The sequence below is a fragment of the Avibacterium sp. 21-594 genome, assembly GCF_026226815.1.
Taxonomy (GTDB): domain Bacteria; phylum Pseudomonadota; class Gammaproteobacteria; order Enterobacterales; family Pasteurellaceae; genus Avibacterium; species Avibacterium avium.
Window position 1 is genome coordinate 2,155,481 of record NZ_JAKKOC010000001.1, and the last position, 13,441, is coordinate 2,168,921.

Sequence of the window (13,441 nt, forward strand, 5' to 3'; positions counted from 1 at the left end):
TATTTTGAAACAAAGAGGACAAACACAATGTTAAAAAGAAGTATGAACATCGCTGATTACGATCCCGTACTATGGCAGGCGATCCAAGATGAAAATCGCCGTCAAGAAGAACATATTGAATTAATCGCATCAGAAAACTATGCCAGCCCACGCGTGATGGAAGCGCAAGGTTCTCAATTTACCAACAAATATGCGGAAGGTTACCCGGGCAAACGCTATTACGGCGGTTGTGAATATGCGGACATTGTTGAACAACTCGCGATTGACCGTGCGAAAGAATTATTTGGTGCAGATTATGCCAATGTGCAACCGCATTCTGGTTCGCAAGCCAATGCGGCAGTGTATATGGCATTGTTAAATCCGGGTGATACCATTTTAGGTATGAGCTTGGCACACGGCGGACATTTAACTCACGGTGCATCAGTGAGCTTTTCAGGCAAAATTTATCACGCAGAACAATATGGCATCACCGATGAGGGCGTAATTGATTATGACGCATTGCGTGAACAAGCGTTACGCGTTAAGCCAAAAATGATCGTGGGAGGCTTTTCTGCCTATTCTCAAGTAGTTGATTGGGCGAAAATGCGTGAGATTGCTGACGAAGTGGGCGCTTATTTATTCGTGGATATGGCACACGTTGCAGGCTTAATCGCTGCAGGTGTTTATCCAAACCCATTACCGCACGCGCACGTTGTGACAACCACAACACACAAAACCTTGGGCGGCCCGCGTGGCGGCTTGATTTTAGCGAAAGGTGGTGATGAAGAGCTTTACAAAAAATTAAACAGCGCTGTTTTCCCAGCGGGTCAAGGTGGTCCATTGGTTCACGTTATTGCAGCTAAAGCGGTATGTTTTAAAGAGGCTCTCGAGCCAGAGTTTAAAGCTTATCAGCAACAAGTGGTGAAAAACGCAAAAGCGATGGTGGAAGTGTTTAAACAGCGTGGCTATAACGTGGTGTCTAACGGCACAGAAAACCATTTATTCTTAGTGGATTTAGTGAGCCACGGTTTAACAGGGAAAGCCGCCGATGCCGCATTAGGCAAAGCGAACATTACGGTGAATAAAAATGCTGTACCAAATGATCCACAAAAACCGTTTATTACTTCAGGGATTCGTGTAGGCACACCTTCTGTGACTCGCCGTGGTTTTAAAGAAGCAGAAGTGAAAGAGCTAGCAGGCTGGATGTGCGATGTGCTTGATGCCGTGGGTAAAGAAAACGAAGCAGAAGTTATCGCAGCAACAAAAGCGAAAGTGCTAGATATTTGTAAGCGCTTGCCAGTTTATCCATAATGCTTTTTTAGTTTAGATAAGAAAAAATAAAAACCTTTCCCAAATGGGAAAGGTTTTTTTATGCCTATGTCTAATTAATGAGAATAACCCAATAATATTGCACCAGCAAATGAAATTAATGCGAGTAAAAATGGTATTAGGCTAGCTTGTTTTGCTTTGAAAAAGCGAGTGGCGAAAATAATGTAGCTAATTAATAAAGCAATTTTTGCACCAATCCACCAAGGGAAGCCAATTTCAAAATTAACTAAAATTATGATACCACTGACTAATAATAAGGTATCAGATAAGTGCGGTAGAATTTTCAGCAATTTTATTGCGCGCCAGTCTTTTTGTGCAAATTGCATTAGCGCGCGTAATACAAATAGCCCTAAGCTTACAAAGGCTGAAAAAGCGTGGAGATAAATTAAATATAAAATCATCATCGTTAGGTTTTTTGAGTAAGAGAAAAGGCTACTTCATTGAAGTAGCCTGATTAAGATTATTCGACTTTCACAATCCAACCAGCAGGTGCTTCAACATCACCAAATTGGATTCCTGTCAATTCGTCATAAAGTTTGCGCGTGATTTCGCCTACTTCTGTTTCAGAATAGAAAACGTGGAAATCATCACCATACTGAATACCACCAATTGGGGTGATCACAGCCGCAGTACCACAAGCGCCCGCTTCTTTGAATTGATCCAGTTGGTTAATGTAAACATCGCCTTCAATGGCTTCTAAACCAAGACGTTCTTTGGCCAAATAAAGTAGGGAATATTTTGTAATACTTGGCAGAATTGATGGTGAAAGTGGGGTAACAAATTTGTTATCTTTTGTGATACCAAAAAAGTTTGCCGCACCCACTTCTTCAATTTTGGTGTGAGTGGCTGGATCAAGGTAAATACAATCACTGAAATTACGCTGTTTAGCTAGTTTTCCTGGATAAAGGCTAGCCGCGTAGTTTCCACCGACTTTAGCAGCACCGGTACCGTGCGGCGCAGCGCGGTCATATTCTGACACAATAAAGTTAGTTGGTTTTAGACCACCTTTAAAGTAAGCGCCAACAGGACAACAGAAAATTGAGAAAATATATTCTGTTGCAGGGGTTACACCCACGTTATCACCCACACCAATCATAAATGGACGTAAGTAAAGTGTTGCGCCAGTGCCATAAGGAGCAAGCCATTCTTGGTTTGCTTTCACCACTTGTTTACAAGCATCAATAAACATTTCTGTTGGAATTTCTGGCATTAATAAACGTTGGCAGCTTTTTTGCAAGCGTTCCGCATTTTGATCTGGACGGAATAAATTAATTGAACCGTCTTTACAACGATAGGCTTTTAAGCCTTCGAAGCATTGCTGACCATAATGCAATGCAGTAGAGCCTTCGCTAATATGTAAAACGTTGTCTTGGGTGAGTTCACCTTTTGACCATTTTCCATCTTTCCAATATGCGATGTAGCGATAATCGGTTTTGATATAACCAAAACCAAGATTTTGCCAGTCAAGATCTTTGATTGCCATTTTGTTTCCTTAATTATGATATTGTTACAACTGAATAGGATTAATTTACACCATTCTTAAAAACTTGCAATGAGAAAAGTGCGGTAATTTTTGTGTGAATTTTTTTGAGAAATGTTGGAATAGCGGATTTGAGTAAATCTATTTCGAGCAAATCGTAAATTATGCTAAGATCTTACGGAAATAAATGAGCAGCAGACCCTAGAAATAAAAAAACACCGCCCAATTGAGCGGTGCTTAACCAAAATGGTTTAATAAATATACAGGAAGTGAAATGAGTAACTAAGTTACTCCGTTCGGTTTCCCGAACTATGCAAACACAACATCATACTTAAGTCGAAACTCTTAACCAATAAGGAATTACCAATCATTAAGTATGTGTAGCATTGTAGAGAGATGCACTTTACTGGACAAAGGATATTTTTTTATCCTTAGCATTAAAAAAACTAATAGGAAAGTTAGGGCATTATTGTTACTGACGATTTTATCTTTGAGAATAAATTATGAATAAACGTTTGCCTCCCTTAAATTCATTGAAAGCCTTTGAATGTGCGGCACGTCATTTAAGTTTTACCAAAGCTGCCGATGAACTCTTTGTTACCCAAGCAGCGGTGAGCCATCAAATTAAATTATTAGAAGATTTTTTAGGCATTACTTTATTTAAACGCAAACATAGAGCGTTAGTTTTAACCGAATTGGGACAAGTTTATTTCAAAGAAATTAGCGAAATTTTGTCTCATTTATCTGAAGTAACACAAAAGTTAATGAGCCAAAAAAATGAAAAACGTCTTGCGATTAGTGTACCACAAACCTTTGGTATTCAATGGCTTGTACCTCGTTTAAGCGATTTTAATGCCCTTTATCCCGATATTGAAGTGCGCTTGATGGGAGTAGATCAAGATGAGGGTTTGTTAAATCGTGAAATTGATATTGCCATTTACTATGGACGTGGCGCGTGGGAAAATCTGCAAGTGGAAAAATTAGCAGAAGAAAATTTGCTCTTGCTTGCCTCGCCAAAACTCTTGGCTAAACAACCTGTACATTCCGCAGAAGATCTGAAAAAACATACGCTTATTCATATTCATACCCGTGATAACTGGCAGAATATGGCAAATTATTTACAATTAAAAGAGCTAGATCTTCAACACGGGCCAATTTTCAGCCATACTTTTATGGCATTGCAAGCTGCGGTACACGGACAAGGCATTGTGTTGGCTAATCGTGTGCTGGCTCAGCAAGAAATTGACAGTGGCACATTGCAAGTGGTGTTACCTATTCAGCTAAAAGATCCAAAATCTTTTTATGTGGTAAATCAATTAGATAAAGCTAATGATGAACAAATTTTGGCATTCCGCCAATGGATAATTAAAGAAATAAGAAACAATAATGAATAAACTTGCCTTATATTGCCGTATTGGTTTTGAAAAAGAATTAGCCGCGGAAATCACCGATAAAGCCAGTGAGCGCGGTGTGTTTGGTTTTGCACGTGTTGAGCCGAATTCAGGCTATGTGATTTTTGAATGTTATCAAACAGGCGAAGCGGATCGTCTTGCACAAGAATTACCTTTCGATCAACTGATTTTTGCTCGCCAAATGATCGTGGTGTCTGATTTATTGCAAGATCTTTCCCCTGAAGATCGCATCAGCCCTATTTTATTGCAATATCGCGAAAGTGAATTGGCGAAAAAGCTCAAAAATAGCACGGAATTATTTGTGGAAACCGCCGATACCAACGAAGCAAAAGAGCTTTCGGGATTTTGCCGCAAATTTACTGTGCCGCTGCGTAACGCGTTGAAAAAAGAAGGCTTTTTACAGGGCAAAGGCAATCATCAACATACCCTAACATTGCACGTTTTTTTCTTGCAATCAACAGCGTGCTATGTAGGGTATTCGTACAACTATAATCATTCGCCATATTTTATGGGCATTCAACGGCTTAAATTCCCCGCAGATGTGCCAAGCCGTTCAACCCTGAAATTAGAAGAAGCTATCTTAACCTTTATTCCGAAACAAAAAGAAAGCCAATATCTGAACGAAAACCAATATGCGGTCGATCTTGGTGCTTGCCCCGGTGGTTGGACATATCAACTGGTAAAACGTGGTTTATTTGTTTATGCCGTGGATCACGGAAAAATGGCTGCCAGCCTGCACGAAACAGGGCGAATCGAACATTGCGCGGAAGATGGCTTTAAATTTCAGCCCCCGAAACGCCGCCGCATTGATTGGCTAGTGTGTGATATGGTGGAACAGCCTAGCCGCATCGCGCAACTTATCACAAAATGGTTGATCAATGGCTGGTGTCACGCCAGTATTTTCAACTTAAAATTGCCGATGAAGAAGCGTTATGCGGAAGTCAAAGAATGTTTAGCAATGATCGAGCAAGCCTTGGATAAACAAGGACTTAAATTCAAGCTCAAAGCAAAACATTTGTATCACGATAGGGAAGAGATCACTGTTTATCTCTATTTATTGCCTTAATTAAAGTGCGGTGAAAAAATCATAAAAATTTCACCGCACTTCTTGCCTTTTAATAAAATCTCCCTATAATTTAAACTGTATAAAAAAACAGTGGTGATGTAATGGATATTTCTGAATTACTTGATGGTTTAAACGATAAACAACGTGAAGCGGTGGCCGCGCCCTTAGGCAATTATTTAGTGCTAGCAGGTGCAGGTAGCGGTAAAACGCGAGTGCTGACTTTTCGCATTGCTTGGCTGATTGCTGTGGAGCAAATTTCTGAAGGAAGCATAATGGCGGTAACTTTTACCAATAAAGCCGCAGCAGAAATGCGTCATCGAATTGAAGAAACTTTGGCGAAATATTCATCACAACGTGTAATGGGAATGTGGATCGGCACATTTCACAGCATTGCTCACCGCTTATTACGCGCCCATTATGCCGATGCAGGGCTGCCACAGGATTTTCAAATTTTAGACAGTGATGATCAGCTACGCTTAGTTAAACGCTTGATTAAATTGCATAATATTGATGAAAACGCTTATCCTCCGAAACAAGCGTGCTGGTATATCAACAACAAAAAAGAAGAAGGTTTGCGACCGCATCAACTTGATGATGACGGTGATATTCAAGAACGTACTTGGATTAAAATTTATCAAATTTATCAAGATGCTTGCGATCGCGCAGGCTTGCTGGATTTTTCCGAATTATTGCTACGCGCTTATGAATTATGGCTGAAAAAACCGTTGATTTTGCAACGTTATCAGCAACGTTTTTCGCAAATTTTAGTTGATGAGTTTCAGGATACCAACAAAATTCAATATGCGTGGATCAAATTATTAGTAGGTGAAACGGGAAAAATAATGATCGTGGGTGATGACGATCAGTCTATTTATGGCTGGCGTGGCGCGCAAGTAGAAAACATTCACCATTTTTTAGAAGATTTTCACAATGCACAAACCATTCGCCTTGAGCAAAATTATCGCTCTACGGCCAATATTCTCAACAGCGCAAACCATTTGATCGCCAATAACAGCAACCGCCTTGGCAAAGATTTATGGACAGAGGGTGAGCAGGGCGATCCTGTGGGAATTTATGCCGCATTTAATGAAATTGACGAAGCGCAGTTTGTGGCAAACCAAATCAAAATCTGGCTTGATGATGGTGGAAAGCTAGATGATTGTGCCATTTTATATCGTAGTAACAGCCAATCGCGCGTGATAGAAGAAGCCTTGATTCGTGCGCAAATTCCTTATCGCATTTATGGTGGATTACGCTTCTTTGAACGGCAAGAAATTAAAGATGCCTTAGCCTATTTGCGTTTAATCGCCAATCGCTTTGATGATGCCGCCTTTGAACGTGTTATTAACACGCCTGCGCGTGGTATTGGCGATCGAACCTTAGATGTGTTACGTCAATTAACCCGTGAGCGACAAATTACCCTATGGCAAGCCATTCAAGTTGCCATTCAGGAAAATATGTTAGCAGGACGGGCAGCAACTGCTTTATTGCGTTTTACTGAATTAATTAATTCCTTACAACAAGATAGTGCAGAAATGCCACTATTTGCCCAAACTGATTTTGTCATTAAACACTCGGGCTTGTATGAAATGTATAAGCAGGAGAAAGGTGAAAAAGGTGAAGTGCGGATCGAAAATTTGGAAGAATTGGTAAGTGCAACTCGAGAATTTATTAAACCAGATGAAGCGGAAGAAATGACAGATTTAATGGCATTTCTCACCCACGCGTCTTTAGAAGCAGGGGAAGAGCAGGCATCACCACATCAATCCAGCGTGCAAATGATGACCTTGCATTCTGCCAAAGGGCTAGAGTTTGCCCGTGTTTTTATGGTGGGCGTGGAAGAGGGATTATTCCCGAGTTTCCGTTCCTTTGAAGAACCGGGGCGTTTAGAAGAAGAACGCCGTTTAGCTTATGTGGGGATTACCCGAGCTAAACAAAAACTGACCATTAGCTATGCAGAAAGCCGCCGCTTATATGGTAAAGAAGAGCGCCATTTGCCTTCACGGTTTATTGAGGAACTGCCAGAAGATTGCATTCAAGAAGTGCGCTTACGCGGTACGGTTACCCGTGCCTATAACCGCGCAGCCGTGGGATCGCTCAATACGCATAAATCAGGTAACGCTAGCGAATGGCGAATGGGACAAAAAGTCAAACACGCCAAATTCGGTAATGGCACAATTATTAACGTGGAGGGCGAAGACAACAACACCCGCCTACAAATCGCTTTCCAAGGCGAGGGCATAAAATGGCTCATTGCCGCCTTAGCGAAGTTAGAAAAACTCTCCTAAACCTAAATTAAAAAATTAAGCGAAAAAGCACCGCACTTTGGTTTTATAGGAACTCTGTTTTATGGGGATTCTTATGCGTAAAAACAAAAGTGCGGTGCTTTTTTATGTAATTTTGATCTTAAATATCATTATTAAATGATTGATGGATTGTTATCTTTTTGTTAAAAAATAGATGCAGTCAAAAAATAGAGTGAAATTTTTCTATGTGATGAGAATTTGCTTGGTTTTTTGATTGGGATTGTTGAGCAGAAAGTTGTTCAGCAATCTAACTATCTTTATAAATTATAACTATCAGGAAGGTAACACATTATGCATTTTCGTAAATCTCTTATCGCTGCATTGTTAGCGATTCCTTTTTCTTTATCTGTGGTTTCTTTGCCAGCATATTCCGCTGAGGCAACGCAACAATCTATCTTAGCGGCTCAACGTTATGATCAGAGCAAGGACATTTTCCACCCTGTATATGCCAAAAATGGAATGGTAGCAACAGAGCAACATTTAGCAACGCAAGTTGGCTTGGATATTTTACGTCAAGGTGGTAATGCCATTGATGCGGCGGTTGCTGTGGGATTTGCTTTGGCCGTAGTCTTACCAAATGCAGGGAATATCGGTGGTGGTGGCTTTATGGTGCTACACGATGCCAAAACTGGCGAAAATATTACCATTGATTTTAGAGAAATAGCTCCGCAAAAAGCACATCGAGATATGTATTTAGATGAAAAAGGTGAGCTAGTAGATGGTAAATCTTTATTTACTCACTCTGCTGTGGGTGTACCGGGAACAGTTGCGGGTTTATTGTTAGCATTAGAAAAATGGGGAACCTTATCTCGTGAGCAAGTGATTGCGCCGGCAATTAAATTAGCTGAGCAAGGTTTTGCGATTAGTCCAACTTTAGCGGCAACTTTAGAAATTGAAAAAGAGAATTTAGCCAAGTGGCAAAGCACGAAAGCAATCTTTTTCAAGCAAGATCAGCCACTTACTTTTGGTGATAATTTAGTTCAGCAGGATTTAGCACATTCTTTGCGCCTTATTGCACAACAAGGAAAGTCAGCGTTTTATGAAGGTGAGATCGCACAAAAAATTGTGCAAGAAATGGAAAAACACGGCGGTTTAATTAGCCTTGATGATCTGAAAAATTATAAGGCAGTGATTCGTAAACCCATTGAAGGGGAATATCGTGGCTATAAAGTGGTAACAATGCCACCCCCAAGTTCTGGCGGTGTTCATTTAGTTCAATTGCTAAATATTTTATCTCATTATCCGATGAAAGAATTTGGTGTTAATAGTGCCAAAGCGATTCATCACTATGCTGAGGCAATGAAATTAGCTTATGCTGATCGTGCAACCTATTTAGGTGATCCTGATTTTGTTAAAGTACCGGTGGCAGGCATTACATCAAAGGCTTATGCCGATGAGTTAGTGAAAAAAATTAATCCAGAAAAATCAACGCCAGCAACAGAGATTAAAGAAGGCAATCCAATCCCTTATGAAAGTGATCAAACAACCCACTATTCAATTATGGATAAAGATGGAAATGCGGTAGCTGTAACTTATACGCTCAATCTTAATTTTGGCTCAGGCATTGTGGCGGAAGGAACAGGTATTTTATTAAATAATGAAATGGACGATTTTTCTGCAAAACCTGGCGTACCTAATGCGTTTGGTTTGATTGGTGGCGATGCAAATGCTATCCAAGCAGGAAAACGCCCATTATCTTCAATGACGCCAACAATTTTGTTAAAAGATGGTAAGCCTTGGTTGGTCACTGGCACACCGGGTGGGGCGAGAATTATCACAACCGTATTACAAAGTATTACAAATGTGATTGATTATGGAATGAATCCTGCGGAAGCCATCAACGTTCCACGTATTCACCATCAATGGCAGCCAGATCAATTACGCATTGAAGAAGGCATTAGCCCAGATACCATAGAACTGCTTAAACAAAAAGGTTACGATGTCGTGACAAAAGCGACAATGGGACGTGAACAAGTTGTTCAAGTAACCGAAGGCGGATTTTATGGCGCTTCAGATCCGCGTAATCCAGATGGCGCAGCGATGGGATATTAATCCTTTTGTAATTTAACCGATAAAGCTGATTTCAGTATGAAGTCAGCTTTTTTTATGCACTATTAGTGACATTATTCAGCCCAATTAAAACAAAAGTGCGGTGCTTTTTTGTCTATTTTTTGTAAATCAAATGCTGTGATTAGAAAAGAGAGAAAAAATTCCTGATGATTTCGCAATTTCTTATTTACAACATCAGAAAATTCCTTTATTAATGAAAGCCATTTTATAAAAACAATCTAGGAGGAAAAGATGCACACGTCATTCAAAAAAACACTTTTATCTGCCATTTTAGGGCTATCCCTTTCTGTGGGGGCGGCAATGGCGGCTGAGGTACCTGCTGGGACACAGTTAGCAGAAAAGCAAGAATTAACTTGGAATATTAACTCTAACCCTGCCACCCTTGATCCACAAAAAATGGAAGGCGATGTAGAAGGTTATTATGCGCGTCAGTTGTTTGAAACCTTAGTGACTTCTGATGCGAAAGGGCATATTATTCCGGGGGCGGCGACCTCTTGGGAGCATAGCCCAGATTTTAAAACCTGGACATTCCACCTTCGCCCTGATGCAAAATGGTCAAATGGCGATCCTGTTGTGGCAGGTGATTTTGTTTATGCGTGGCAGCGTTTAGCCGATCCGAAAACGGCAGCACCTTATGCAAGCTTCTTAGAATTTGTGAAATTGAAAAATGCGGATCAAGTTACCGCAGGCAAACTTCCTGTTACTGATCTCGGTATTGAAGCCAAAGACGATCATACCCTAGTGTTACATTTAACGGAATCTGTGCCTTATGTTGATAAATTGGTTGAGCATTATGTGTTAGCGCCAGTAAATAAAAAAGTGGTAGAGCAATTTGGTGATAACTGGACGAAACCGGGCAATCTCGTGGGTAACGGTGCATTTGTGCTGAAATCTGCGGTGGTAAACGAAAAAGCCGTGTTAGAACGTAATCCGAATTATTGGGACAACGCGCGCACCGTGTTGGATAAAGTGGTGTTATTGCCGATTGAATCTGCTTCTACTGATGTGGCACGTTATCGTGCAGGCGATGAAGATATTACAGGGAAAGAAATTCCAATTGAATTATATGGCAAAGTGAAAAAAGAATTAGGCGATGAGCTAACGCACGCGCCGCAACTTTGTACTTATCTTTATGAAATCAATACGGCAAAAGCACCGTTTGATAATCCAAAAGTGCGTAAAGCCTTATCTTTAGCCTTAGAACGTGAAATTTTAACAAATAAAGTGTTACAACAAGGGCAAAAACCAGCTTACATTTTCACCCCACCATTTATCAATGGAGCTGAGAAAATGACTAACCCTGAGTGGGCAAATTGGACGCAAGATCAGCGTAATCAAGAAGCGCTTAAATTGTTGAAAGAAGCGGGCTTTGATAAATCTCACCCGTTAAATTTCAAATTGTTATATAACACCTCCGATAACCACAAAAAATTGGCGAGTGCTGCGCAGTCCATTTGGAAGAAAAATTTACAAGGCGTGGTCAATATCACTTTGGAAAATCAAGAATGGAAAACCTACTTAGATACGCGTCATCAAGGCAACTTTGATGTGGCGCGTGCAGGTTGGTGTGCGGATTATAATGAAGCTAGCACGTTCTTGAACTATTATTTATCCAATAGTGCGAACAACACTGCATTCTATAAAAATCCAGCTTATGATGCCTTGATTGATTCTTCATTCAAAGCGCAAAGCGATGATGAGCGCGCAGAAGTGTATGCCAAAGCAGAAGGATTGTTAGATGCGGATACCGCAATGGTGCCAGTTTATCATTATGTTCAACCGCGTTTAATTAAACCTTGGGTGAAAGGCTTTGCTTATGCGCACCCAGCACAAAACTATTATTTAAAAGACGTTTATATCATTAAACATTAATCTTTTTTACCCGCACTTTTGGCATTTTAAGGAAAGTGCGGGTGTTTTTTTCTAAATTTTTTTGTGGGAATAATTTTATGCTTAAATTAATTTTTCGCCGTATTTTAGAGGCGATCCCAACCTTATTTATTTTAATCACCGTTTCGTTTTTTATGATGCGACTTGCCCCCGGGAGTCCATTTTCCAGTGAAAAAAATTACCCACCAGAAGTCATTGCCAATATTGAAGCAAAATACCATTTGAATGAACCATTAATGGTGCAATATGGCATTTACTTGAAAGATTTGGCACACGGTGATTTCGGGCCTTCATTCAAATATAAAGATTACAGCGTAAACCAGCTTGTCGCGCAATCTTTTCCAGTATCGTTAAAATTAGGGTTTTCAGCCTTTTTAATTGCCTTAGTATGCGGGATTTCCGCAGGCGTTATCGCCGCGTTGAAACAAAATAAGTGGCTAGATTATTTGATAATGACCTTTGCGATGACTGGAATTGTTGTCCCCAGTTTTGTGGTCGCCCCGTTGTTGGTGCTGATTTTTTCCATTACCTTAAAATGGCTGCCTTCAGGCGGTTGGGAAGGCGGGCAGCTGACCAATATGATTTTACCCATGATTGCCCTTTCCCTTTCTTATATTGCTAGTATTGCGCGGATTATGCGTAGCTCAATGATCGAAGTCTTGCATTCTAATTTTATTCGCACGGCGAAAGCAAAAGGGTTACCAATGTCGCGAATTATTTTGAAACACGCGTTACGCCCAGCACTGTTGCCTGTCATTTCTTATATGGGGCCTGCTTTTGTGGGAATTATTACCGGCTCAATGGTGATTGAAAGCATTTTCGTGCTACCGGGAATCGGGCAGCTTTTCGTGAATGGTGCGCTAAATCGTGATTATTCCTTAGTGCTAAGTTTAACTATTTTGGTTGGCACATTAACCATTGTGTTCAATGCCATTGTAGATATTCTTTATGCCGTGATTGACCCGAAAATTCGTTATTAATGGAGTGCAGACAATGATAAAAACAAAAGAAAATCAAGCACTAATGGAAAAATTAGGGGAGCAATTAGACAAAGTCGAAGGGCGCAGTTTATGGCAAGATGCCAGACGCCGTTTTTTCCGCAATAAAGCGGCGGTGGTGAGCCTTTTCGTGTTATTTCTCATTTTGCTTTTTGTAACCTTTACACCAATGTTGATGCCCTTTAGTTATGATGATACCGATTGGGCAATGATGTCTTCACCGCCAGATTTTGAATCAATGCACTATTTAGGCACAGACGGCTTAGGGCGAGATCTTCTAGTTCGTATTGCCATTGGCGGGCGTATTTCCTTATTAGTTGGGATTGCAGGGGCACTTATTGCCGTTTTAGTTGGCACGCTTTATGGCGCAACCGCAGGTTATGTGGGCGGCAAAACCGATGCGATTTTAATGCGTATCTTAGAAATCTTATATTCTTTTCCGTTTATGTTTTTTGTGATCCTATTGGTCACGTTCTTTGGGCAAAATATTTTGCTGATTTTCGTGGCAATTGGCATGGTGTCTTGGCTAGATATGGCGCGTATCGTTCGTGGCCAAACCCTAAGCCTTAAGCGTAAAGAATTTATTGAAGCGGCGATTGTATGTGGTGTTTCACCAAGTCAAATTGTTTGGAGACATATTGTGCCGAACGTATTAGGTGTTGTGGTGGTTTATGCCTCCTTGCTCGTGCCGGGAATGATCTTGTTTGAATCTTTTTTAAGTTTCTTAGGATTAGGTACACAAGAACCGCTTAGTAGTTGGGGCGCATTACTAAATGATGGGGCAAACTCAATGGAAGCCGCGCCTTGGTTACTAATTTTTCCAGCATTATTTTTAGTGGTAACGCTATTTTGTTTTAATTTTATTGGTGATGGCTTGCGTGATGCGCTTGATCCGAAAGATCGATAAGGTG

10 protein-coding genes are annotated in these 13,441 nt (G+C 40.6%); 8 read left to right on the top strand and 2 right to left on the bottom strand.

The annotated features are described in order from the left end of the window. The first annotated feature begins 27 nt into the window (after window positions 1-27). Window positions 28-1,290 (top strand): serine hydroxymethyltransferase, encoded by a 1,263-nt coding sequence (glyA, locus tag L5B76_RS10420; protein ID WP_265755364.1) that lies wholly within the window; start codon window positions 28-30, stop codon window positions 1,288-1,290. Between the two features lie 74 nt (window positions 1,291-1,364). Here glyA and L5B76_RS10425 read toward each other — a convergent pair whose 3' ends face one another. Continuing rightward, a complete protein-coding gene (locus tag L5B76_RS10425; protein ID WP_265755561.1) occupies window positions 1,365-1,709 on the bottom strand; it encodes a SirB2 family protein in 345 nt (114 codons plus the stop codon). A gap of 59 nt (window positions 1,710-1,768) precedes the next feature. After that, a complete protein-coding gene (locus L5B76_RS10430) occupies window positions 1,769-2,791 on the bottom strand; it encodes a branched-chain amino acid aminotransferase (protein ID WP_228516280.1) in 1,023 nt (340 codons plus the stop codon). A 500-nt stretch (window positions 2,792-3,291) separates the two neighbouring features. Between L5B76_RS10430 and L5B76_RS10435 the strand changes: the two genes are divergently transcribed. The 7 genes from L5B76_RS10435 (at window position 3,292) to oppC (ending at window position 13,437) form a co-directional block, all read left to right on the top strand. Beyond that, window positions 3,292-4,182 (top strand): transcriptional regulator GcvA, encoded by an 891-nt coding sequence (locus L5B76_RS10435; protein WP_265755365.1) that lies wholly within the window; start codon window positions 3,292-3,294, stop codon window positions 4,180-4,182. Next, complete coding sequence (gene rlmM, locus L5B76_RS10440) at window positions 4,175-5,266, top strand: 23S rRNA (cytidine(2498)-2'-O)-methyltransferase RlmM (protein WP_265755366.1); 1,092 nt, start codon at window positions 4,175-4,177, stop codon at window positions 5,264-5,266. The genes L5B76_RS10435 and rlmM overlap by 8 nt, the downstream gene beginning before the upstream one ends. 101 nt (window positions 5,267-5,367) lie before the next feature. Next, window positions 5,368-7,554, top strand: coding sequence for a DNA helicase II (gene uvrD / locus L5B76_RS10445; RefSeq protein WP_265755367.1), 2,187 nt, complete (start codon window positions 5,368-5,370; stop codon window positions 7,552-7,554). A gap of 309 nt (window positions 7,555-7,863) precedes the next feature. After that, window positions 7,864-9,624: a gamma-glutamyltransferase gene (gene ggt / locus L5B76_RS10450; RefSeq protein WP_265755368.1), complete on the top strand. Its 1,761-nt coding sequence runs from the start codon at window positions 7,864-7,866 to the stop codon at window positions 9,622-9,624. Window positions 9,625-9,873: 249 nt separating this feature from the next. Continuing rightward, complete coding sequence (locus L5B76_RS10455) at window positions 9,874-11,514, top strand: ABC transporter substrate-binding protein (RefSeq protein WP_265755369.1); 1,641 nt, start codon at window positions 9,874-9,876, stop codon at window positions 11,512-11,514. 77 nt (window positions 11,515-11,591) lie between these two features. After that, on the top strand, window positions 11,592-12,512 hold the full coding sequence (gene oppB, locus L5B76_RS10460) for an oligopeptide ABC transporter permease OppB (RefSeq protein ID WP_103852558.1): 921 nt from the start codon (window positions 11,592-11,594) through the stop codon (window positions 12,510-12,512). Window positions 12,513-12,525: 13 nt separating this feature from the next. Beyond that, on the top strand, window positions 12,526-13,437 hold the full coding sequence (gene oppC, locus L5B76_RS10465; protein WP_265755370.1) for an oligopeptide ABC transporter permease OppC: 912 nt from the start codon (window positions 12,526-12,528) through the stop codon (window positions 13,435-13,437). The last annotated feature ends 4 nt before the right edge of the window (window positions 13,438-13,441 follow it).

What these genes read in the sequence shown, in the direction of transcription:
- glyA (WP_265755364.1), top strand. Translation starts at nt 28, where the DNA reads ATGTTAAAAAGAAGTATGAACATCGCTGATTACGATCCCGTACTATGG.
- L5B76_RS10425 (WP_265755561.1), bottom strand. Translation starts at nt 1,709, where the DNA reads ATGATTTTATATTTAATTTATCTCCACGCTTTTTCAGCCTTTGTAAGC.
- L5B76_RS10430 (WP_228516280.1), bottom strand. Translation starts at nt 2,791, where the DNA reads ATGGCAATCAAAGATCTTGACTGGCAAAATCTTGGTTTTGGTTATATC.
- L5B76_RS10435 (WP_265755365.1), top strand. Translation starts at nt 3,292, where the DNA reads ATGAATAAACGTTTGCCTCCCTTAAATTCATTGAAAGCCTTTGAATGT.
- rlmM (WP_265755366.1), top strand. Translation starts at nt 4,175, where the DNA reads ATGAATAAACTTGCCTTATATTGCCGTATTGGTTTTGAAAAAGAATTA.
- uvrD (WP_265755367.1), top strand. Translation starts at nt 5,368, where the DNA reads ATGGATATTTCTGAATTACTTGATGGTTTAAACGATAAACAACGTGAA.
- ggt (WP_265755368.1), top strand. Translation starts at nt 7,864, where the DNA reads ATGCATTTTCGTAAATCTCTTATCGCTGCATTGTTAGCGATTCCTTTT.
- L5B76_RS10455 (WP_265755369.1), top strand. Translation starts at nt 9,874, where the DNA reads ATGCACACGTCATTCAAAAAAACACTTTTATCTGCCATTTTAGGGCTA.
- oppB (WP_103852558.1), top strand. Translation starts at nt 11,592, where the DNA reads ATGCTTAAATTAATTTTTCGCCGTATTTTAGAGGCGATCCCAACCTTA.
- oppC (WP_265755370.1), top strand. Translation starts at nt 12,526, where the DNA reads ATGATAAAAACAAAAGAAAATCAAGCACTAATGGAAAAATTAGGGGAG.